Source organism: Mycobacterium simulans, from assembly GCF_900232995.1.
Lineage (GTDB): Bacteria > Actinomycetota > Actinomycetes > Mycobacteriales > Mycobacteriaceae > Mycobacterium > Mycobacterium simulans.
Genome location: NZ_OCVX01000003.1, coordinates 751,528 through 772,877, shown reverse-complemented (window position 1 = coordinate 772,877; position 21,350 = coordinate 751,528). Strand labels below are relative to the sequence as shown.

The 21,350-nt window shown below is 59.7% G+C and carries 16 protein-coding genes; 14 read left to right on the top strand and 2 right to left on the bottom strand.

Annotation, left to right across the window (positions count from 1 at the left end):
- Together MSIMFI_RS04275 and MSIMFI_RS04270 are read left to right on the top strand one after the other, a co-directional pair.
- Positions 1-1,194: acyl carrier protein (locus MSIMFI_RS04275; protein ID WP_224770071.1), on the top strand; the 1,194-nt coding region annotated here is incomplete at its 5' end.
- A gap of 262 nt (positions 1,195-1,456) precedes the next feature.
- A complete protein-coding gene (locus tag MSIMFI_RS04270; protein ID WP_191496263.1) occupies positions 1,457-2,167 on the top strand; it encodes a 3-oxoacyl-[acyl-carrier-protein] synthase III C-terminal domain-containing protein in 711 nt (236 codons plus the stop codon).
- A 1,021-nt stretch (positions 2,168-3,188) separates the two neighbouring features.
- Here MSIMFI_RS04270 and MSIMFI_RS04265 read toward each other — a convergent pair.
- Complete coding sequence (locus MSIMFI_RS04265; RefSeq protein WP_449868298.1) at positions 3,189-4,442, bottom strand: IS30 family transposase; 1,254 nt, start codon at positions 4,440-4,442, stop codon at positions 3,189-3,191.
- 346 nt (positions 4,443-4,788) lie between these two features.
- Here MSIMFI_RS04265 and MSIMFI_RS04260 point away from each other — a divergent pair, with 346 nt between their 5' ends.
- The 11 genes from MSIMFI_RS04260 (at position 4,789) to MSIMFI_RS04210 (ending at position 18,201) form a co-directional block, all read left to right on the top strand.
- A complete protein-coding gene (locus tag MSIMFI_RS04260) occupies positions 4,789-5,775 on the top strand; it encodes an acyl-CoA desaturase (RefSeq protein WP_191496261.1) in 987 nt (328 codons plus the stop codon).
- A gap of 12 nt (positions 5,776-5,787) precedes the next feature.
- Complete coding sequence (locus MSIMFI_RS04255) at positions 5,788-6,039, top strand: acyl carrier protein (protein ID WP_191496260.1); 252 nt, start codon at positions 5,788-5,790, stop codon at positions 6,037-6,039.
- 183 nt (positions 6,040-6,222) lie between these two features.
- Positions 6,223-7,473, top strand: coding sequence for a cytochrome P450 (locus MSIMFI_RS04250; RefSeq protein WP_224770070.1), 1,251 nt, complete (start codon positions 6,223-6,225; stop codon positions 7,471-7,473).
- An 8-nt stretch (positions 7,474-7,481) separates the two neighbouring features.
- A complete protein-coding gene (locus tag MSIMFI_RS04245) occupies positions 7,482-8,237 on the top strand; it encodes a thioesterase II family protein (protein ID WP_191496259.1) in 756 nt (251 codons plus the stop codon).
- Positions 8,218-9,972 carry a fatty acyl-AMP ligase gene (locus tag MSIMFI_RS04240; protein WP_191498015.1) on the top strand — a complete coding sequence of 585 codons (1,755 nt, stop codon included), beginning with the start codon at positions 8,218-8,220 and terminating at the stop codon, positions 9,970-9,972. The genes MSIMFI_RS04245 and MSIMFI_RS04240 overlap by 20 nt, the downstream gene beginning before the upstream one ends.
- Positions 9,929-10,387, top strand: coding sequence for a PaaI family thioesterase (locus MSIMFI_RS04235; protein ID WP_191496258.1), 459 nt, complete (start codon positions 9,929-9,931; stop codon positions 10,385-10,387). The genes MSIMFI_RS04240 and MSIMFI_RS04235 overlap by 44 nt, the downstream gene beginning before the upstream one ends.
- A gap of 184 nt (positions 10,388-10,571) precedes the next feature.
- Entirely contained in the window at positions 10,572-11,903 is a 1,332-nt protein-coding gene (locus MSIMFI_RS04230; RefSeq protein ID WP_191496257.1) for a cytochrome P450, read from the top strand.
- 724 nt (positions 11,904-12,627) lie between these two features.
- The gene (locus MSIMFI_RS04225; RefSeq protein WP_224770069.1) at positions 12,628-14,163 is read left to right on the top strand and encodes an FAD-dependent oxidoreductase; all 1,536 of its coding nucleotides are present in this window, start codon (positions 12,628-12,630) and stop codon (positions 14,161-14,163) included.
- 621 nt (positions 14,164-14,784) lie between these two features.
- On the top strand, positions 14,785-16,491 hold the full coding sequence (locus MSIMFI_RS04220) for an acyl-CoA dehydrogenase family protein (RefSeq protein WP_191496255.1): 1,707 nt from the start codon (positions 14,785-14,787) through the stop codon (positions 16,489-16,491).
- Positions 16,492-16,585: 94 nt separating this feature from the next.
- On the top strand, positions 16,586-17,260 hold the full coding sequence (locus MSIMFI_RS04215) for a TetR/AcrR family transcriptional regulator (protein ID WP_191496254.1): 675 nt from the start codon (positions 16,586-16,588) through the stop codon (positions 17,258-17,260).
- Complete coding sequence (locus tag MSIMFI_RS04210) at positions 17,257-18,201, top strand: R2-like ligand-binding oxidase (RefSeq protein WP_191496253.1); 945 nt, start codon at positions 17,257-17,259, stop codon at positions 18,199-18,201. The genes MSIMFI_RS04215 and MSIMFI_RS04210 overlap by 4 nt, the downstream gene beginning before the upstream one ends.
- A 20-nt stretch (positions 18,202-18,221) precedes the next feature.
- Here MSIMFI_RS04210 and MSIMFI_RS04205 read toward each other — a convergent pair whose 3' ends face one another.
- Entirely contained in the window at positions 18,222-19,595 is a 1,374-nt protein-coding gene (locus tag MSIMFI_RS04205; protein WP_191496252.1) for an NADP-dependent succinic semialdehyde dehydrogenase, read from the bottom strand.
- A gap of 83 nt (positions 19,596-19,678) precedes the next feature.
- On the opposite strand from MSIMFI_RS04205, the gene MSIMFI_RS04200 reads away from it, so the two are divergent.
- On the top strand, positions 19,679-21,328 hold the full coding sequence (locus MSIMFI_RS04200) for an acetolactate synthase large subunit (RefSeq protein ID WP_191496251.1): 1,650 nt from the start codon (positions 19,679-19,681) through the stop codon (positions 21,326-21,328).
- The last annotated feature ends 22 nt before the right edge of the window (positions 21,329-21,350 follow it).

Here is a 21,350-nt window from a genome sequence, read left to right as displayed (position 1 = left end):
GCCCTAAGCCAGCAACAGCCGATGCTGGTCGCCAGCCCCATCTCTGCGTCGGCGTTGGCCGCCCAGGCACGCCGCAACCCCTTGCCGGCGGTCCTGTCCGGGCTGACCCACACCCGCCGCCAGGCCGCGACCACCGCCAGCCCCGACACGCTGACTGCACGGCTGGCCGGTCAAACCCCCGAGCAGCAACTGCACACCCTGACCAGGCTGGTCAGCGAAGCGACCGCGACCGTACTGGCCCACCCCGACCCGGCCGCCCTGGATCCCCAGCGGCCCTTTAAAGACCTCGGCATCGACTCCCTGACCATCCTGGAACTCCGCAACACCCTGACCGCACACACCGGCCTGACCCTGCCGGCGACCCTAACCTTCGATCACCCCACCCCGGCCGCGCTCGCCGAGCACCTAGCCACTCAGCTCACCAGCACCATCACGACAGCGGCCCCGTTGGGACCTGTTGGGCGGTTGGTGGAAGCTGCATTCGACAATGACCAACACGCGACATTAATCGATATCCTCGTCGCGGCGTCGCGTCTGGATTACCCCCAATTGCCTCATAGCGCTTCGGTGGGGAGGCTTCCCGAAACAATCATCAAGGCCGCAGCAAACGCGCCGGTGCGGGTGGTATGCCTGGCTGAGTTCTCCGGCCAGTTCCACGCGTTTGCCGACGGAATGCTGGGCGATGTCGAGGTCGCCGAGCTCATTGTGCCCGGATTTGGCGGCACACCACCTGCAGCGACCGCGCATCACGCCGCCCAGACACTACTTGACTGTATCCACCGGGGCGCCACCGACGGTCAGGCCATTGTCCTTGCTGCACACGCGATCACCTGTATCCCGGCGATGCACGTCCTGGCGTTACAGGACCAAATTCAATCAACCACCGCACCACGAAGTCAGTGTGCCCTGGTGACCATCGCGCCTATCGCCACCAACGACCACCCCAGCATCAGCAGCAACCCGATGGTGATCCCAGCGATCATGGCCCACCTGCACGACGAAAGCGCCCTGGTCGGCTACGGCCGCTACCTAGGTTTCGACACACCCACCAATAGAGCAATTGATGAAGAAAGGTTGCTGACGATACAACCCCGCACCGGCGACCACATCAACACCCCCACCTCACCCCTGACCCTGGAACCCGCAATTACGGCCATGACCGTCTCGAATTGGATAGCGGACAATTACTACTGACCCAAGCGTCGAAAACCGGAGAATGAGCATGCTATGGAATAGCGTCTTCATAAACTCGGTGGGATGTTATCTTCCGCCCAGAGTTTCTATTGACTGTGACCCTACCATTGACCAAAAGAACACAGGTTTCGAGAGTTTCGCAAAGTCGGATAAACCTGAATACGTCATGGCTGGAATTGCGGCTAAGCAAGCACTAAAGAATTCGAGCCATGCCAATGACGCACTCTCGGCGATTGCATACGCGAGCATAACATTTAGCAGTATGGATCACTTGGCCCCGGTTTGCTACCTGCAGCGGATACTCGGCCAAAAAGAAGCTATCGCGTTCGAATTAAGCGCGGCTAGCAATGGTGGAGTCGCGGGAATAGAGGTCATTGGACGATTACTTTCTAGTGACCCTACCTCGCGTGCTGGATTGATTGCCGCGACATCAAGTTGGCCCGACGAAACAAGTCGGCAGACAAACGGGACCATAATGGGTGACGGGGCAGCTGCCGCAGTTATCTCAACAAAGCAAGGTTTCGCTCGTCTGCTTGCGAGCGCGAGGACGTGCCAGCCCGAGATCGAGGTGTTGCTCCGCAAATCTCTGGCGCAGTCAGGTGGTTTAGATGTAGGACTTTCCGATATCGAGGGAGCATCCCGGTTTGCCGAGACGATTGTACAGGAAAGTTCGGCCGCGATATATTCGGCGTTAGCTGAAGCAGAAATCAAGCTCGATGATATCTCCCACTTCTTGCTTCCTGGATTTCCGCCAGTCGTGTTAGAGCAGCTTTACCTGGCCCGTCATGGGGTTTCAATTGAGAAGACCTGTTGGAGTGAGCTTCAAAAAACGGGACACGTCGGTCCATCTGACCAGTTGCTCGGATTGTCGCATCTATTGAACACTAACCAGTTGAAATCTGGTCAATTGGTTTTGATGTTGGGTGTCGGATTGGGATTTCGATTTACGACGCTACTATTCGAAATAACCTAACTCAATTATCGCCTCTGATCACTGATCACCAGCCTGGTGGACACCACTCGATGTCACGATGCTCGAACGAGCTAAGAAACCGCGCCAAGATGGTCCCTTCCTTGGAGACGGCGGTCGTCACGCCACAGCCTCGGCTAGGTAGCCGACCATGTCGGAGAAATAGTGCAGATCAGCCTCGATTGCCACCGCGCATAGGCCGTGCATATCCGCCGGACAGGCTCGAGGAACGACCACGACCACGACAGCGACCGCAGATGATTACGCTCGTCGTGGCACCGATGACGAGTCGCTATGTGCGACTGTGCTTGTCACGTCGGATGTCAAATTGGCCGATCCGCTGCTTGACGACGGTTGGAACCACGGCCGGCCGCGACGGTTGAGAAGTAGGCCACCCAATCAGATTGGATGGGTGATCTCCTTGACCCTCGCTGCGGTGAAGATGCCGGATCAACGCCCAGTCTTCCAGGATCGGGCTGGGATCCGCCGGTTGCGCCGGGTCGGCTAAGTCTCGCAGGCCGAAATCGCACCGCAGCTGGGCCCGGCGCGCAACACAGTGGTCGCGGTGCATTCGGATTCGCCGCCGCGCTATCAACGCTCAACGATGACGACTTCGGCATGGGCGGAGATCGAGCCTGCGGAGCAAGTCGTGCTGAGCCAGTACAGACGGATGGCGACGACGGTGATCGGCTGCGCCAGCCGGCTGGGCGGGTGCGCATCCTTGGTTCGCCGAGGCCGTCGCGCGGATCCGTCCACAGCGCGGCCGTTTCGCGTTTTCTGCTAGTCCATTTGCTTGGTGAGCAGGTTCAGTGCGGACTGTGGTTCCCCGACCAGTTGGTGCTTGATCACGCCGGAGTGTTGCCGTCGTCCCCGTGTTGGTGCCGGTCGCCGTGTGTTCGCAGTACCCAGGCCCTTGATGCACGCCTCGGCCGTGTCCCCGCGCAAGCCGAGGCCGAGTGCTACGCGCCGTGAGGTTGTCGGCTCCGGTCGAATCCTGCGCAGTTTCTTCCGGGGTGGGTTCCAGTCATCGTCGCAACAGTTGATGGTCTGGTGAGGCTAGCAGGAGGGTGAAAAGCTCGGCGGGACTCCGGTGCCCGAGGATGCTCCTGGGCCGGTTATTGATCTCGTACTCGACTGCGCGCAGATGCTCTGCGGTGTACGTGTTCAGGGCGGTGCCTTTCGGGAAATATTGCCGCAGCAGACCATTGGCATTTTCGTTGCTGCCGCGCTGCCAAGGTGAGCGCGAGTCGCAAAAGTAGACCGGCGCACCGAGGTCGGCGGTGATGTCGATGTGCCTGGCCATTTCGATGCCCTGATCCCACGTGATGGATCGGACCAGCGTCACCGGCAAGTCGCTCATGGTGTCGGTGATCGCAATGCGGAGAGCGTCGGCGTCGCGGGCCGGCAGGTGTATCAGCCGAATCAGGCGCGTCTGTCGCTCGACGAGGGTGCCAATCGCCGAGCCCTGGTTTTTGCCAAGGATGAGATCTCCTTCCCAATGGCCAGGCTGGGAGCGGTCGGCGGGATCGAACGGCCGCTGGTGAATCGACAACATCGGCTGGGCGAAGCGCGGGCGGCGACGGCCAGGACGCTGGTGGGCGCGGCGATGAGTCCGTCCCGTGCGCAGCGGGCCGCGGTGCGAACTGGTGACCTTCGGCGGCCGGATCAGGCGTGATTGTGGCTGGTAGACAGCCTGATAGATACTTTCGTGGCACAACCACATCGACCGGTCCTCGGGGTACTTGCGTCGCAGATGCCGGGCGATCTGTTGCGGGCTCCAGCGTTGAGCGAGCAGCTCGGCGATCAGTTCGCATAGGGCGGCGTTCTTCTCGATCCGCCGCCGGTGACGGCGGGCTCGGCGTTGCACCGACCAGCGGTGCGCTTCGAACGGCCGGTACTGGCCATCGCGGCGACTGTTGCGGCGCAGCTCCCGCGACACCGTCGAGGGTGCCCGCCCGAGCTGGTCGGCGATCTTGCGGATACTGAGGCCCGAGCGGCGCAGATCGGCGATGTTGATCCGCTCCTCCTCGGACAGATAGCGACTACTAATTTGGCGCACAGCCAAACGATCGAGCGCGGGCACGAATCCGACGGCTTCGCCACGCCGATTCTTGTATCCCCGAGCCCAATTGTTTGCTGAGGTCCGTGACACACCAACTTCACGGCCCCCCGCCGAGACGGACCAGCCCCGAGCCCGCAGCTCCATAAACCGCTGACGCTTGGCCGACTGCGGGCGCCGGCCCGGCCCCTTTTTCACACGGCGAGACGATGACAACACAACCTCCAGAACCTAAAGAAGTGTTGCGACATCGCCTAGAAACCACCCGGCATCACCTGCTCACTTTTCGACCGGAACCGACAGAGGCCGGATAGCAGACGGGTCACGCGTAACGGGTGTGGGTGAAACCGGCGTGCAATCGGCGTGAAACCGCTTGGGGAACCCCGAAGACGCCTCAAGTAGTGAGGCACGTCCCCAACCCTTGTGTGCGTTTGCGCATTCAGGTACATTAACTATCTGTCATCAAGATGACGAATAGTCGTCATCTTGATGGTGTCAGCGCACAGGGCGCCAAACGAAAATTTTCTGTAGTGGATCCGTCGGTTTCGAATCTCGGAGTGGCCGCATGGTGGTTTCAGATTTTGAGTGGGGAGCGCCTGGAACGGCGTCCAGGAAGAAGACCATCAGCAATGCCTATCTGCACCGGTTACAGCGCCGTCACTTCATTCTGTTCGATATCTTACCTATTCTTGGAACTATAGCTGCGGTTGGGTTTATCCGAGTTCACCCGGTGGGACTAACTGAAGTCGTTTTGTTATTGACAATATGGTTTTTGACGGGAATCGGCATAACCGTCGGTTATCATCGGCTCTTTACTCACCGCACCTTTAAGGTGGCACCGTCTGTCGAAATACTGCTCGCCGTCCTTGGTTCTATGGCGGGCCAAGGTGGCGTTGTTTCGTGGGTTGCAATTCACCGCCGGCACCACGAATGTTCTGACAAAGAGGGCGATCCACACTCGCCGAACCTATCTGGGCACGGCCTCTTGGGCCGAATCCGCGGGTTAGCGCATTCTCATTTCTTATGGATGCGTCGGCACGAATACCCGAATATTGTCCATTACGCGCCAGATCTTATTAAGAACCGCCGCATCCTCCAGGTAGCCCGCCGTTATAATTACTGGTTTGCACTAGGCCTGATAATACCGGCCGTGGTGGGTGCAATCGTCTATCGAACTTGGGAAGGCGCCGTAAGCTGCCTGTTGTGGGGTGGCTTTGTTCGGGTATTCGTGCTTGAGCATATTGTATGGGCGATCAACTCTTTTCATCATCTGGTTGGAACGCGTCCCTATGCCTCAAGGGAAAACAGCAGAAATGGCGGCATCTTCTCCTTAGTTTCGCTTGGCGAATCATGGCATAACAACCACCATGCGTTTCCGGAATCACCATCGTTTGGATTGGACTGGTATCGCCTTGACCCTGGCTATTGGGTTATCAGGATTTTGGCAGCATGCGGTGTTGCCTACGATTTGCGGCTTCCGTCTGCGGAGCGGAGGGCCTCAAAAAGAATCCACCACTCGAAATCAGGGAAAACCCGCGCTACGGCGCTGTAAGGAAGCTAGGTAATGGATACACAACAAAGTTCAATAACTGATTGGTGCAGAAAGTTCATCGGCGAAGTTATCGGCGTCCCGGTGGAGCGGGTTGATCCAACTGCAGACTTTGATCGTCTCGGAGTTGATTCCGCGGTTGCGGTGGCAATGTTGATGGAAGTCCAAGAGCGCTATGGCGTAGATATTCCACTCGAAGCGTTGTTCGAGACGCCAACCATCAGTGCTGTTGCACAGTATCTTCATGCGCAAACGGCCAGCACATAGTTTGTTGCGATGACGCAAGACACAACGGGATCGAGCTCATATGCACGAGGAGATGTCGTCACGGTTCGCAGCGGCACGCAATCTTGGTTATGAGGCGCTCCTCGGCCGGCCTGATGCCATTGTCGTATCACCTAATCTGATTCTCTACAGGTGCGGTTACTGCACGAGCAACGGAAGTCAACCATGTTGAACGCGATGCCGCAGACAAAAGCCGAAGAGTGCATCCGATTCAATCCATTTACGGCTGAATTCAAACACAACCCATATCCGGTTTACAGGCGTCTTCGTGAGATAAAGCCGGTTCATAAAACTTTGGGCATGTGGGTGCTGACACGACACGCCGATGTGCTTGCGATTCTCCGGGATCGCAGCTTCAGTGCGGGACTTATCCCACAAATGGTCAGTATGCACGTGGAAAAATCGCAGATAACTGCGGACCGCGTCGAACTGCTAGGTAAGAAATCGCTAGTTTTTACCGATAATCCTGACCATGCGCGCTTGCGGGGGATCGTGAACCGCGCATTCACGCCGCAGTCAATTTCAAATCTGCGTCCACGTGTTGCAACGTTGGTGGACCAGTTCCTGGATCGCGTGTCTACCACGAGTGAATTTGACCTGATAGCCGAATTGGCGGAACCATTACCTAGTTTGGTTATGCAGGATTGGATGAGGTTGCCTGCGAGTATTCGCGATCAAGTCGGGCCCTGGGCGCACGACATCCGCTTTCTTCTTGAGCCGGGACTTATGAAACCCAGCGAGCTAAGCCGTGTACACAACGCAGTAGATGCTTTCGGTGCAGCGCTCGATGAAGCAATAGAATATCGCCGTCGGAAACCAGGCGACGACTTGATAAGTAATCTGCTTGCCGTCCAGACCAGCGGTGGCGACCGACTCAGTTCTGATGAGCTCTGCGTTATTTGTATGATGTTTTTCGCTGCGGCGAATGAGACGACGAAATCCTTGATTGGCAACGCGTTCTTGGCACTAGCGCAACATCGGGATCAGGATGCGCTGCTGCGTGAGCGGCCCGAGCTGGTTCGCAACTTTATTACTGAGGTGCTGCGATACGACAGTCCGGTTCAGGTGACAAAGCGATGCGCAACGAGGGATACCGAAATTGGTGGTGAACTGATTCGTGTCGGTGACCGCGTGCTTCTTTGCCTTGGAGGTGCGAACCGCGATCCAGCAATCTTTGAACACCCCGATCTGTTCGATATAACACGACCCGCCCAACGTCATTTAGCGTTCGGGTTCGGAATGCATGGTTGTCTGGGCGGCGCACTCGCAGAGCTACAGACGGAAATAGCTTTCGAGTGGGTATTGCGCCGCGGCGCACGCATTGAACTTACGACCGAGCAGCCCGAATGGCAGGACGAGAGCATCATCCTCCGGGGCTTGCAGCGATTTCCTGTAGTGATGCGTGGTGCACGATGAATGCGCGCATGACTGCGGGGGTATCGCTGCGAGCATTTCCGTCTGAAGCTTCTGTTGCGCTCCTTCTGATTCCCCATGCCGGTGGGGGAGCTTCGTCGTTCAACCAGTGGCTTGAGCCCTTGGCACGGGTCGTGGCGCCGATGTGCGTGCAGTTGCCGGGCCGAGAGGATGTCGCGAGCTTACCGCTGATGCGTGACGTAGCAGCAGTCGTTGAAGGGCTGTTACCTCTGATCGCCCAGGAAGTACAGGCACCACTGGCTCTCTATGGACATAGCATGGGTGCGCTCGTCGCGTTCGAACTGGCGTATGCGTTAGAAAATCTGGTCGCAAATCCGCCCTTGCACGTCTTCGTCTCCGGCCGGCGTGCCGCGCACCTACCGTCGAGCGTCCCGACCATCCATCACTTGCCAGATGACGAGTTGGCGACAGCGCTTCATGTGGCTACTGGGAGTGGCGCAGCGTGGTATCAAAGCAAGTCATTTCGCCGCTACGCGCTGCCAATCATTAGAGCCGACCTCGAGATTAACGAAGTTTACTCGTACCCACCGGGGCGAAAGGTGCAGTGTCCGATCACCGCCTTCTGCGGGATTGACGACCCCATTGCTCAACCGAGCGAAATGCGAGCCTGGTCCCACCAGACAGCAGCAACATTCACCTACCGCGCCTTGCCGGGCGATCACATCTTTCATCAGACTCGTCGTATGGATGTTATCCAACACATTATCGACACTATTGCAGGTGAAAATGGTCAAATTGCTTCCTGAACTTCTCAGTTTTCGAGCCTTCGAGGAGCCGAAACGCCGTGCATACGTGTTCGTGGACGACCATGGGCAAGAAATTGCTGAACTCACGTACCATCAACTACATGCCCGAGCCTCCACAGTTGCGGCGGTACTCCGTCGACACTGCGCGCCCGGGGACCGGGCCTTGCTTCTCTTTCCCCCCGGCTTGGATTTCATCGTTGCGTACTTTGGGTGTTTGTACGCGAATGTTGTTGCAGTACCGCTGAGTCCACCTCGACGCGGTCGCGTACAGCATTCGACTATCGCCATCATCAATGACTGCGATCCAACCGCCATATTAACCGTCGGTGACTGGGTTGACGGTATACGGACGGCAATTGAACCCGTGTTCGGTGCATTTCATTGGCTCGCGGTTGACCAGATAGAAATCGAGACAAATGTCGAGACCTTCGAGCTCGCCGCTTGCGCGCCGGAGTCGCTCGCATTTCTTCAATACACATCTGGCTCAACGGGCAATCCCAAAGGAGTCATGGTCTCGCACGGTAACCTTATCGCTAATCAAGAGATGATCAAACGTGCATTCCAGCACGGCCCTGAATCGACCGTCGTCGGATGGGCACCGTTATTCCACGATCAAGGTCTGATCGGCAATGTGCTGCAGCCACTCTATGTAGGCGCTACGAGCATCCTGATGTCGCCAATCGCGTTTATACGTCGTCCACTTCTGTGGCTGGAGACTATTTCTCGTTACCGCGCGCATACAAGTGGTGGACCAAATTTTGCGTTCGACGCCTGTGTTGCCAGAGCCTCGGCCAGCACCGTGCCGGCGATCGACCTCAGCTGCTGGAAGGTCGCATTCAACGGTGCTGAACCCGTGCAGGCTCAAACCATGGCTCGTTTCACCGAAACATTTGCACAGTACGGTTTTGATGCGACCGCCAACTACCCCTGTTATGGGCTTGCCGAGGCGACCCTGCTCGTCGCAGGCAGTCGGAAGGGCAGCGGTCCGTGGGTGGTCAATGTAGCCGTCGATCAACTGCGACGGAAACGGGTCGAACTGGATGCGGGAAGTAACACCCGGCCCTTGGTCGGGCTGGTCCTCCCGGAAGACCAGATCAGAATAGTCGATCCAGAAACGACCCGCGTTTGTCCGACTGGCGAGATTGGTGAGATATGGGTTGCTGGACCTCACGTAGCGATGGGGTATTGGCGCAACCCCCGCGCGACTGCGGCAACCTTTGAGGCGCGGATTGAAGGGCAAAGAAGTCAAACGTATTTGCGGACCGGCGATCTCGGCGCCATCGTCGGAGACGAGTTGTACGTCGTAGGCAGGTTGAAAGATCTCATTATTATCCGCGGGCGCAACTACTACCCCAGTGACATCGAGCAGACAGTCCACTCTGCCCACGTCGCATTGAGAGCGAATGGGTGCGCTGCTTTTGGGGTTTCTGGGGCTGCCGGCGAGGAACTGGTCGTGGTGCAGGAGATTGACGGTGACCACTTCGAGGACGTCGATGAGACCGACGTATGTGCCGCGATAAGGGGCGCCGTGATCCGCGAGCATGAGATTTCCATCCGCGAAGTAGTCCTGACCCCTCAAGGAGAACTGCAAAAAACTACCAGCGGCAAGGTCATGCGCGCGGCAGCACGAGAACGCTACCTGGAGTCGGGATTTAAGCAGTTAACGGCCGCCTTCCCTCAGAGGAGACAACATGAATACCAAGGTGCCATGGCCGTCCCCGAACCCAGATTATGAAGCGGCAGTAAAAGGCGCCGTCCTTGGCATGCCTGCTGCCAAATTGCTCGGGTTCAATTTTGGTCGAATGGCGCCGGGTGAAGCGGAGATCATCCAGCCATATCGCACCGAACTAACCGAACTGACTGGACACATCCAAGGGGGTGTGCTGGGTAGTCTCGCCGACTTCGCAGGGGGGTCTGCCGCGGGTACGCTACTCCCGGCCGGATGGGTGAATATGACCATCGATTTCACTGTAAAAATACTTGCGCCTGCAAAGGGCGATGAGATTATCGCTCGGGGACGGGTTATCAAGGCGAACCTCTCTACCACCACGGCGACCGCAAACGTCTACGCACGTCGTGGCGCCGATGAAGAGTCACTGTGTGCGACTGCGCTTGTCACGATGCGGAATATCAAAGTCGCAAATCGGTGAGCGGCGCTGGAAGGTCTGACCGAACACGCCGACATATGTCGGCGGTGAGATGGGCAATGCCGCACGCCGACGGGCAAATCAGCCATCGTAGTGCTCCGTACTGCGACCAAAGCCCGGAGCGTAATTCTGGTTCTCATCAGTTTAGCGAGGCCCAGGCAAATATCAGAGTTGGGAGCATTACGTTATGAGTCAATCAATCGCTGACGCTGCAGCGCCGCCTGAGGTTAGGTTGCCCCCGGCAATCTGGATCCCGAAGCTTGTGCAGGGCGTGCTGTTCACGTATTGGCGGCCACAGATAATCCAATGGCTGGGACGCCGTTACGGCAATACCTTCACACTGAACATCCCAAGATTCGGGCGCGTCATCGTCGTTGGCGATCCAAAACTGGCCAGGCAGGTATTCACTGCCAGTCCGCAAGATATCGTCAATATCAAGCCGAATCTCGGTCGAGAGTTGGGTTCCAGGGCGGTCATTGCGCTTGACGGCGACGATCATCGTCAGCGCCGCCGGCTATTGGCGTCCGTGTTCGGCCCCGCGAGCGTCGCCAATTACGAGACCCTCGTCGAGGAGGAGACCCTGCGGGAGACCGCCAACTGGCCAGAAGGGCGGTCGTTCCCGACGTGGCCGTCCACGAAGCAGATCGCAATCAACGCCATCCTGCGCGCGATTTTCGGTGGCGATGGCCAGGGTGTTGAATTCGATGAGCTACGCCAAATTGTCCCATCGTGGTGCACCCTGGCCCAGCGGGTGGCCGGCATGCCGGCCCCGAGGCGCAACTACGGCCGCTACAGCCCATGGGGCCGGATGGCCGCGGGGCGGCGGCGGTACGAGGCGATCATCGATAAGTTGATCGATGACGCACGGGCGGACCCCAGCCTCGCGGAGCGGACCGATGTGCTCGCGCTGATGCTGCGTGCTACCCATGACGATGGTTCGGTCATGTCGCGCAAGGATATTGGCGACGATCTACTCAACCAGCTGACCGCTGGGCACGAATCCACCGCGCAGCAGATGAGCTGGGTGTTCGAGCGGATAACCAGGCACCCGGATCTTCTCGCGGCTTTGGTCGAGGAGGCTGACAACGGCGGCGCGGAACTTCGGCAGGCAACAATTATGGAAGTCCAACGAACCAGAACTATGGTCGATTTTTCCGGCCGATCTGTTAATGCACCGGTTTTCCAACTCGGGGAGTGGGTCATTCCTCGAGGCGATGCAATTTTCGTTGGCCTCGCGCAGATCCATAACGATCCCAACGTGTTCCCCGACCCGGACCGCTTCGACCCGCAGCGCTATATCGGCAGTAAACCGTCTGCATTCTCATGGCTTTCATTCGGCGGTGGTAACCGACGTTGCCCGGGAGCCGCCTTCGCCAACCTGGAGATGGATGTAGTGCTGCGAACGGTTTTGCGCAGCTTCACCATCGAGACGACTACGGCTCCGCCCGAGCCGCGCTACTTCCGGGGTGTTACCTGCGCCCCGAAGTATGGCGGCCGAATTGTGGTTCACCGCCGCTGAATACATGACAATGTACAGTTCTGACGAAGCGCCTAGCTAGACAAAGAAGCATCATGCCATGTCGCGATACCTTGCACCGCAATGGGTTTCACGCGTGCCTGGATATGAGAACGTCACGGAGCCCGCCAGCGACAGCACTGAAAGACGACATCACCGGTTCGCCGGGCACGTACATCATGAGGTGAAGAGGCATTTTGCATGAGACGGCGAGTACGGAGCTCGGAAAGACGCTCGCGTGCCAGGGCGGGCGGTGTCCTGTTGGTGCCACGAAAGTTCTTTGCCACGTTCCGGACTCATCTTCCGGCCGTAGCTGGGGCAAGCGCGGCGAACGCGCCGGATACGCCCGTCACGTGCCGTCGCGAGCGCCGTCGCCTCGCGGGCACGTGGCACCGGGATCACGAATCGATCTACCCGTTCAATGACGATGCGGATGGCCAATACGGATGGACGGTAAATGCGATCTCCACTGTAGCTTCGGAATCTGGACTTCCACGTGAAAGCCCGCTCACAGAAGCTAAGTGGAACACGCGCTGTGGCGGTGCCGCGATAACCGGCTGGAAGCATCTGCGGTTGCTCAACAAACGTCCTTTGAACCACTCAAATGGGAGCGGAGGTCAGATCTGACAACCAATAAACGCTGCTGGAGCGTGTTTTGCAAAGTCAATAAAGAGAGTTAGGAGGAAGGGAAGACAGGCGTCGGCGATAGCCGTGTTCCCGCTACCCAATGAATAACGTACATAACGGCACCCTGTCCATCGCTTCAGCGCCGGCTATTAGCGATCGAGTTGCTATAATCGGCGCTGGTCCGGCTGGAATACATATGGCGCATCTGCTTAAGCAGCGGGGCCATACCAAGGTAACAGTGCTGGACTCTGAGCCTCGTGTGGGCGGAAAATCCCGCACTGTATATGTCCGCGACCTTCCTATGGAACTCGGAACCACTTGGCTTAAAACCACATATCGTAGACTGCCGGCACTTCTTACCGAAATCGGACGCAATGATGTTCGACCAGTTTTGTCGAGTGAAATATATCTCTCACAACCTGGGTCGCAAAGTAAGATTTCAGTTGCCGAATGGGTCGCCCAGATGACTGCGGCCGCTGCTGCCGCAGCATCTGACGGGCAATCTTCCGAACCGCCCACCCCGCTTACCGCGCTGGCCGCCCAGTATCATGCATGTAACGAAGCCTTATATGGCCGAAGTCCTCATCGCATACCTCAAGCACCCGGATCTGAAGCGTCCGACTTGCTCTCCAAGAACTTCGCCGAATACTTGCACGACGTATCGCTGGACCGGCTGACGGCGGCGTATTTTCTTACCGGCACCATGTTCGGTTACGGTTTCGCCGATTCCATTCCTGCCTACTACGGCAATTATTGGATGGATGCAGCGACGATAAGTGCCATGTCTAACTTCGGCAATCCGCAACCCGGCGGAGACGATCCGATATCGGGACGAGTGGAAACACCCGTAGCTTACATGCTTGCAAACGGATTCGAATTTTTGTGGAGGGATCTCGCGGACAAATCTAGCGCAGATCTGCTGCTCGGCGTCACGATAACCGGGATTGAGCGGTCCGAAGCCGGCGGCTTACGGAACAGTCCCGCGACGATTCGCTTCGTCCGCAATGGGCTGGAAGAACGTCTCGAGTGTGATTTTGTCATACTGGCGATCCCAGCGAAGCAGGCGCTGCAATTGCTCGACCAGCCGACGCCGCGGGAACTGGATAACTTTAGTGGCCAAGTATTCCAACGCAAATATGCCAACACGCTCGTTGAGGCACAAAACCCATTTTCTGGAAAGGGTCTGATTTTCTGGCCGGAAAATATGTTCGATCATTCAAGTGACCGGGTTACCTCGATACGCGAAACGTCTGCGATGCTCGATCCTTCAAAAAATGATTCAGCACGCAGCCTACTTATAGTAGGTCAATCTTACCCGACGACCGTTAATTATGACCCCGATAAATCGTTATCTGAACTCGAGCAGTTCCTGGCGAAGAACGGATACGTCATCTCCGATGTTCTTGAGCGACAAGAATGGGATTACTTCCCGCGATTTGATGCGGCCGCCATCGAGCGGGGCGCGCCGTGGGATGCGATCGCCAACCAGGGCAATATGAATACCTGGTTCATCGGGTCGTCGGTGAGTTTTGAATCGGTTGATGCGGTACTCGAATTCAACCACTTCATGATCGACAAAGCCAACGAATTTGGCCATTCCGGAGTCGAAGGAGCCCGGATGATCGGTGTCACCTGACGCCCGAACTGTTGAGGGAGTTCGACTGGCTACTGGTGCCGAATACTCGGCGGCGTGCTCCTAGCCTGCGCCGTCGTTTGCCCACGCATAGGCGTCCAGAAGGTGCACCGCGGGGGAGCGGGCACTGAACAGCGGGCACGGAACAGCACGCCGAGGCCGCTCCGGTCCGGCGCCGCTGATGTCTTGGCACCGACGAATGGGTGCGGTGCGGTGCACCGTATCGTGCAGCGAAACGTGCTGTGGGACTGCGTCTTCCGATGCATGGTGCAGCATCCCGCACCGCCCCGCCGGTGCCCGACGCCGTCGCAACCTAACCGTCGAACGAGCTCGACAAGCCAGAGCGAACTCGGCGTGTGGGCCGGCCGAACGGCACCCATCTCGACCGGCCGACGCCATGTCGGAGCCGTCGACGTCAACACCTGTCCCAGGTTCGGTCGACGGCATCGCGTGCAGTTCGCGGCCGTACCAATCTGCCACGCGCTGCGGTGTATCGGGATCAGCGAGTTGTCGACTCGTCTTTAACGAGCCCGATGCCGAGGGCAAATGCCCGTCAGAGTCGCGGTACGGTAGCTTAACGTCGTCTAGCTTCCATGTCCGCGTGCGCAATCTGGAGCCACCCTAATGCTGCTCAATCCTAAGAATCTGCAACGCCAATACCCGGACAGCCGCTCAGGGGAGATCATGGCGGCGACGGTGGACTTCTTCGAATCTCGGGGAAAGGCGCGGCTGAAGCGCGACGAACACGACAAGGTCTGGTACTCAGACTTCCTCAACCACATCGGGCGCGAACGCATCTTCGCTTCATTGCTGACGCCGGCCAATTACGGCGCGCATGACTGTCGTTGGGACACTTATCGGATCAGCGAGTTCGCCGAGATCATCGGCTTCTACGGGCTGAGCTACTGGTACCCGTTCCAGGTGACCGCCCTCGGGCTGGGCCCGATCTGGATGAGCGACAACGAGGACGCCAAGCGCAAGGCCGCCGCCCAGCTGGAACAGGGTGAGGTGTTCGCATTCGGCCTGTCCGAACAGACCCACGGCGCCGACGTCTACAAAACCGACCTGATCCTGACGCCGTCGGAGCACGGCTGGGTCGCCAATGGGGAGAAGTACTACATCGGCAACGCCAACGTCGCCCGGATGGTGTCGACCTTCGGCAAGATCGAGGACACCTCAGGCAGCCCGGAGTACGTGTTCTTCGCCGCCGACTCCCAGCACGACCGCTACGAGCTAATCAAGAACGTGGTGAACTCCCAGAACTACGTGGCGAACTACGCGCTGCGCGACTACCCGGTCACCGAGGCCGACATCCTGCACCGCGGGCCTGGGGCCTTCCACGCCGCCCTCAACACGGTCAATGTCTGCAAGTACAACCTGGGCTGGGGCTCCATCGGCATGTGCACCCACGCCTTCTACGAGTCGATAACCCACGCGGCGAACCGTCACCTATACGGAACCGTGGTGACCGACTTCAGCCACGTGCGACGGCTGCTCACCGACGCCTACGTGCGGCTGGTCGCCATGAAACTGGTCGCCACGCGGGCCAGTGACTACATGCGCAGCGCGTCGACGAACGACCGTCGCTATCTGCTCTACAGCCCGCTAACCAAGGCCAAGGTCACCAGCGAAGGTGAGCGAGTCATCACTGCCCTGTGGGATGTCATCGCGGCCAAGGGTGTGGAGAAGGACACCTTCTTCGAGACGGTGGCCCGCGAGATCGGCCTGCTGCCGCGGCTGGAAGGCACCGTGCACATCAACATCGGGCTGCTGGGCAAGTTCATGCCCAACTACCTGTTCGCCCCTGATGCCGAGCTACCCTTGATCCCGCGCCGCGACGACGCTGCAGACGACGAATTCCTGTTCGCCCAGGGACCCACCGGGGGCCTGGGCAAGGTGCGTTTCCACGACTGGCGCGCGTCGTTCGACAGCTTCGCCCACCTGCCTAATGTCGCGCTGCTGCGCGAGCAAGTCGACGTGCTCACCGAGATGCTGGCCAGCGCCACCCCGGACGCCGTGCAGCAGAAGGACATCGACTTTGCGTTTGGCGTCGGGCAACTGTTTGCGACGGTGCCCTACGCCCAGCTGATCTTGGAGGATGCCCCGCTGTCGGGTGTGGACGAGGTGTTGATCGACGAGATCTTCGGCCTGCTCGTCCGGGACTTCAACAGCTACGCCGTTGAGCTGAACGACAAGTCCGCCACGACCGACGAGCAGGCCCGGTTTGCGCTGCGGATGATTCGCCGTCCGGTGCACGACCGGGCGCGTTACGAGCAGATCTGGAAGGACCACGTCCTGCCCCTCAACGGCGCCTACGAGATGCGTCCGTAGGCCTGGCGATCCTGGCAATTCCGGCTAAGCCGCGCCTTGACTGTGAACTACCTCACAGTAGAATGACCAGTGGTCATTAACGTGGGGAGGATAAGTGCCGACGGTGACTTGGGCGCGGGTCGATCCCGCGCGTCGGGCGGCCATTGTGGAAGCCGCCGAAGCCGAGTTCGGGGCCCACGGCTTCTCCAACGGCAGCCTGAATGTCATCGCGCGGCGGGCGCGGGTGGCCAAAGGAAGCCTGTTCCAGTATTTCGCGGACAAGCGCGACCTCTACGCGTTCATCACTGACATTGCAAGTCAGCGGGTACGCGCCTACATGGAAGAGCTCATCGGCAAGCTCGACCCGGACCGGCCGTTTTTCGAGTTCCTCACCGACCTCCTCGACGGCTGGGTCGCCTACTATGCGGAACATCCACGGGAACGTGCGCTGCATGCCGCGATCACCCTCGAGGTCGACACCGAAGCGCGGATCAGCGTGCGCAGCGTCAGCAACCGTCACTACCTGGAAGTGCTGCGGCCGCTGATTCACGCCGCGCAAACCCGTGGAGATCTGCGCGGAGATTGCGATACCGATGTGCTGTTGTCGCTGCTGCTGATGATCTTCCCGCACTTGGCTCTGGCGCCCTACATGCGCGGCTTGGATCCGATTCTCGGGCTCGACGAGCCCACACCGGAGCAGCCGGCGCTGGCCGTGCGCAGGCTCGTCGCCGTGCTGTCGGCCGCGTTCGCTCCGCTGTCAGCCCCGATACGATCTGAGGAGGTCACATGACACGGACACGTTCCGGCTCGCTCGTGGCGGGCGGGCTCAACTGGAACAGCCTGCCGCTCAAGCTGTTTGCCGGGGGCAACGCGAAATTCTGGAATCCTGCCGATATCGACTTCTCCCGCGACCGAGCGGATTGGGAGAAGCTGACCGACGACGAACGTGACTACGCCACCCGGCTGTGTGCCCAGTTCATCGCCGGCGAGGAGGCGGTCACCGAGGACATTCAGCCGTTCATGGCCGCGATGCGGGCCGAAGGTCGGCTTGGCGACGAGATGTACCTGACCCAGTTCGCGTTCGAGGAAGCCAAGCACACCCAGGTGTTTCGCATGTGGCTCGACGCCGTCGGGATGACCGGCGACCTGCACGGCTACCTCGATGACCTTCCGGCTTACCGCCAGATGTTCTACGACGAGTTGCCCGACTGCCTCAACGCCTTGACCACCGATCCCTCACCGGCCGCCCAGGTTCGGGCTTCCGTAACCTACAACCACATTGTCGAAGGCATGTTGGCGCTAACCGGTTACTACGCCTGGCACAAGATCTGCGTGGAACGCGGAATTCTGCCCGGAATGCAGGAACTGGTCCAGCGCATCGGCGACGACGAGCGACGCCACATGGCGTGGGGCACCTTCACCTGCCGGCGCCATGTCGCTGCGGACGACGCCAACTGGACGGTGTTCGAATCGCGCATGAACGAACTCATCCCGCTGGCGCTGCAACTCACCCAGGACGGCTTCGCCTTGTACGCCGACCCGAAGCCCTTCGGCCTGAAAGAAGACGAGTTCCTGCAGTACTCCACCGACAAGGGCATGCGCCGGTTCGGGACGATCGCCAGCGCCCGGGGCCGGCCGCTCGGCGAAATCGACGTCGATTACTCGCCTTTGCAGCTGGAGGACACGTTCGCCGACGAGGATCAGCGCGCCCTGGCCGGTGTCTCGGCCTAGTCCCGCTCACCGCGGCATCGCTACCCGATCCACACCGTCTTGACGTTGCAGAACTCGCGGATCCCGTGTGCTGCGAGCTCCCGGCCGTAGCCGGACCGCTTGGCGCCGCCGAACGGCAGCTCCGGATAGGAGATCGTCATCCCGTTGATGAAGACCTGTCCGGCCACGATGTCGTCGATGAAGCGCTGTTGCTCGGCCTCGTCCTGCGTCCAGGCGTTGGATCCCAAACCAAAGGTCGTGGCGTTGGCGATCTCGATGGCCTCGTCGATGTTTTCGGCACGGAACACCGAAGCGACCGGGCCGAACACCTCCTCGGTGTAGAGAGCCATGTCCTTCGTGATGTCGGTGATCACCGTCGGCGGGTAGAACCACCCCGGTCCGTCAGGGCGTTTGCCGCCGCAGCGGGTCACCGCGCCCGCGGCGACAGCGTCCTCGACCTGCTTGGCCACCTCGTCGCGGCCCTGCTCGGTGGCAAGCGGGCCGACATCGGTCTGCGGGTCGGTCGGATCTCCAACCTGTAGACCTCGCATCCGCTCAACGAACTTGTCGAGGAACTCGTCGTAGATGTCGGAATGAGCGATGAACCGCTTTGCGGCGATGCAGGATTGGCCGTTGTTCTGCACCCTGCCGGTAACCGCAGTTTGGACCGCAGCGTCGAGATCCGCGGATGGCATGACGATGAACGGGTCGCTGCCGCCGAGCTCGAGCACGGTGGGCTTGATCTCGTCGCCGGCGATGGCGCCGACGGACTGGCCGGCCGGTTCGCTACCGGTGAGGGTGGCCGCGGCGACACGAGGATCGCGCAGGATTCGCTCGACGGCACCGGAGGGGACCAGCAGTGTCTGGAAGCAGCCGTCCGGGAAACCGCCGCGGGCAATGACGTCGGCGAGATACAACGCGCACTGCGGCACGTTCGATGCGTGCTTGAGGATGCCGACGTTGCCCGCCATCAGCGCCGGCGCGGCGAACCGGACGGCCTGCCAGAGCGGAAAATTCCACGGCATCACGGCCAGTACCACGCCGAGTGGCTGATACCGTGCGTACGCCCTGGATGCGTTAACTTTTGCGGCGTCGGCCGGCTCGTCGGCCAGCAGCGCTTCGGCGTTCTCGGCGTAGTAGCGAAAGCCCTTGGCGCACTTGAGTGCCTCCGCCTTGGCGGCGGTCAGCGTCTTGCCCATTTCGAGGGTCATGAGGGCGGCGGTCTCGTCGGCTTCGGCCTCCAGCAGGTCGGCGGTGGCATTGGCCCACTGGGCCCGTTGGGCGAAGCTGGTCTGTCGGTAGTCGGCGAACCGCTGGTAGGCGCGGGCTATTGCCGCCTCGACTTCATCGTCGGTTGCCGGGGTGAAGGTCTTGACTGTCTCGCCGGTGGCCGGGTTGATAGTGGCGATTGGCACGCTGACCATCCTTCGTCTGGTTTGGCTTGTGAGATGTCTGCGTATCCAGCCTGCCACTATCGTGGCCAGAGGGAGGTGCCCGGATGAGTACAGCCGCTGAGCTGATGGTCAAGTGCCTGGAAAACGAGGGGGTGACGGTCGTCTTCGGGTTGCCTGGCGAGGAAAACATTCGTTTCATCCAGGCGTTGGCGGCGTCTGACATTCGGTATGTGCTCACCCGGCACGAACAGGCCGCGGCGTTCATGGCTGAGATGTATGGGAGGGTCACCGGCCGCGCTGGCGTGGTCTCGGCCACCTTGGGGCCGGGCGCGATCAACATGCAGCTCGGGGTCGCCGATGCCACCACAAACAGCACCCCGATGGTCGCGATCTCGGCGCAGGTCGGCCAGGACCGTCAGTATAAGGAGTCCCATCAGTATGTCGACCTGGTGTCGATGTTTGCTCCAATCACACGCTGGGCTGCCGGCGTCCCCACCGCGCGTGCCATACCGGAGATGTTCCGCAAAGCGTTCAAGGTCGCCGAAACCGAACGCCCGGCCGCGGTCTATCTGGCCGTCCCCGAGCACATAGACGAAGATGCTGCTGACTATTCCGACCTGACACCATTGCCGCGCAACGTCGTTCGAGCCGACGCGCCAGCACCACGTCAGGTGGAACGCGCCGTCGACATCCTGCGTAACGCGAAGCGGCCGGTGGTGCTGGCCGGACATGGCGCTGCCCGCAGTAACGCCACCGCGGCATTGATCCGGTTCTCCGAGGAGCTCGGTATCCAGGTCGCCAACAGCTTCCACGGCAAGGGTGTCATGCCCGACGATCATCCCAACAGCATTGGGACGCTTGGATTCATGCGGCATGACTATGTGAACTTCGGATTCGACAACGCCGACGTCGTCATTGCGGTCGGCTATGAGCTGCAGGAATTCGATCCGGTGCGGATCAACCCGGGTGGCGACAAGGAGATCATTCACATCCACCGCTTTCCCGCCGAGGTCGACGCGCACTATTCGGTTAGCGTCGGGATAATCGGCGAGATCAGCGACTCGCTGAATGCGGTTGCTGACGCGCTGGCCGGCCACCGCTTCCGCGACACCGGCGATGCTCCCGGATCTGGCTTATTGGCCGAGGAATTTGCTCGGGGACAACAGGATTCACGGTTTCCATTGGCCCCTCAGCGAGTGGTTGCCGACATCCGGGCCGCGCTGGGTCGCTGCGACGTGGTACTGGTCGACACCGGCGCCACGAAGATGTGGATGGCCAGGTTGTATCCGACGTACGAGCCCAACACCTGTTTGGTCTCAAACGGTCTATCTACCATGGGGTTTGCGTTGCCTGGTGCACTTGGGGTCAAGCTGGCCCGCCCGGAGGTTAAGGTGCTGGCCGTGGTGGGCGACGGCGCGTTCATGATGAACTCCCAAGAGATAGAAACCGCCGTGCGGGAACGTATCCCATTGGTGGTCCTGATTTGGGACGACGGCGGCTACGGCCTCATCGAGTGGAAAATGGACCTCGAACTCGGCGAGCACCACTATGTTTCGTTCGACAATCCCGATGTGGTGAGTTACGCGGAAAGCTTCGGCGCCAAAGGATATCGGATCACCAGCGCCGACGAACTGTTGCCGACGCTCAAGGCCGCCCTGGACGACGACGGCGTGACGCTGATTTCCTGCCCCGTCGACTATTCCGAGAACCTGCGCCTGACCGACCGGCTGGGCGAACTGGACGAGACGCTGTAATGTCCGCGGCATCGGGTGTGCG

What these genes read in the sequence shown, in the direction of transcription:
- MSIMFI_RS04270 (WP_191496263.1), top strand. Translation starts at nt 1,457, where the DNA reads ATGGATCACTTGGCCCCGGTTTGCTACCTGCAGCGGATACTCGGCCAA.
- MSIMFI_RS04260 (WP_191496261.1), top strand. Translation starts at nt 4,789, where the DNA reads ATGGTGGTTTCAGATTTTGAGTGGGGAGCGCCTGGAACGGCGTCCAGG.
- MSIMFI_RS04255 (WP_191496260.1), top strand. Translation starts at nt 5,788, where the DNA reads ATGGATACACAACAAAGTTCAATAACTGATTGGTGCAGAAAGTTCATC.
- MSIMFI_RS04250 (WP_224770070.1), top strand. Translation starts at nt 6,223, where the DNA reads ATGTTGAACGCGATGCCGCAGACAAAAGCCGAAGAGTGCATCCGATTC.
- MSIMFI_RS04245 (WP_191496259.1), top strand. Translation starts at nt 7,482, where the DNA reads ATGACTGCGGGGGTATCGCTGCGAGCATTTCCGTCTGAAGCTTCTGTT.
- MSIMFI_RS04240 (WP_191498015.1), top strand. Translation starts at nt 8,218, where the DNA reads ATGGTCAAATTGCTTCCTGAACTTCTCAGTTTTCGAGCCTTCGAGGAG.
- MSIMFI_RS04235 (WP_191496258.1), top strand. Translation starts at nt 9,929, where the DNA reads ATGAATACCAAGGTGCCATGGCCGTCCCCGAACCCAGATTATGAAGCG.
- MSIMFI_RS04230 (WP_191496257.1), top strand. Translation starts at nt 10,572, where the DNA reads ATGAGTCAATCAATCGCTGACGCTGCAGCGCCGCCTGAGGTTAGGTTG.
- MSIMFI_RS04225 (WP_224770069.1), top strand. Translation starts at nt 12,628, where the DNA reads ATGAATAACGTACATAACGGCACCCTGTCCATCGCTTCAGCGCCGGCT.
- MSIMFI_RS04220 (WP_191496255.1), top strand. Translation starts at nt 14,785, where the DNA reads ATGCTGCTCAATCCTAAGAATCTGCAACGCCAATACCCGGACAGCCGC.
- MSIMFI_RS04210 (WP_191496253.1), top strand. Translation starts at nt 17,257, where the DNA reads ATGACACGGACACGTTCCGGCTCGCTCGTGGCGGGCGGGCTCAACTGG.
- MSIMFI_RS04200 (WP_191496251.1), top strand. Translation starts at nt 19,679, where the DNA reads ATGAGTACAGCCGCTGAGCTGATGGTCAAGTGCCTGGAAAACGAGGGG.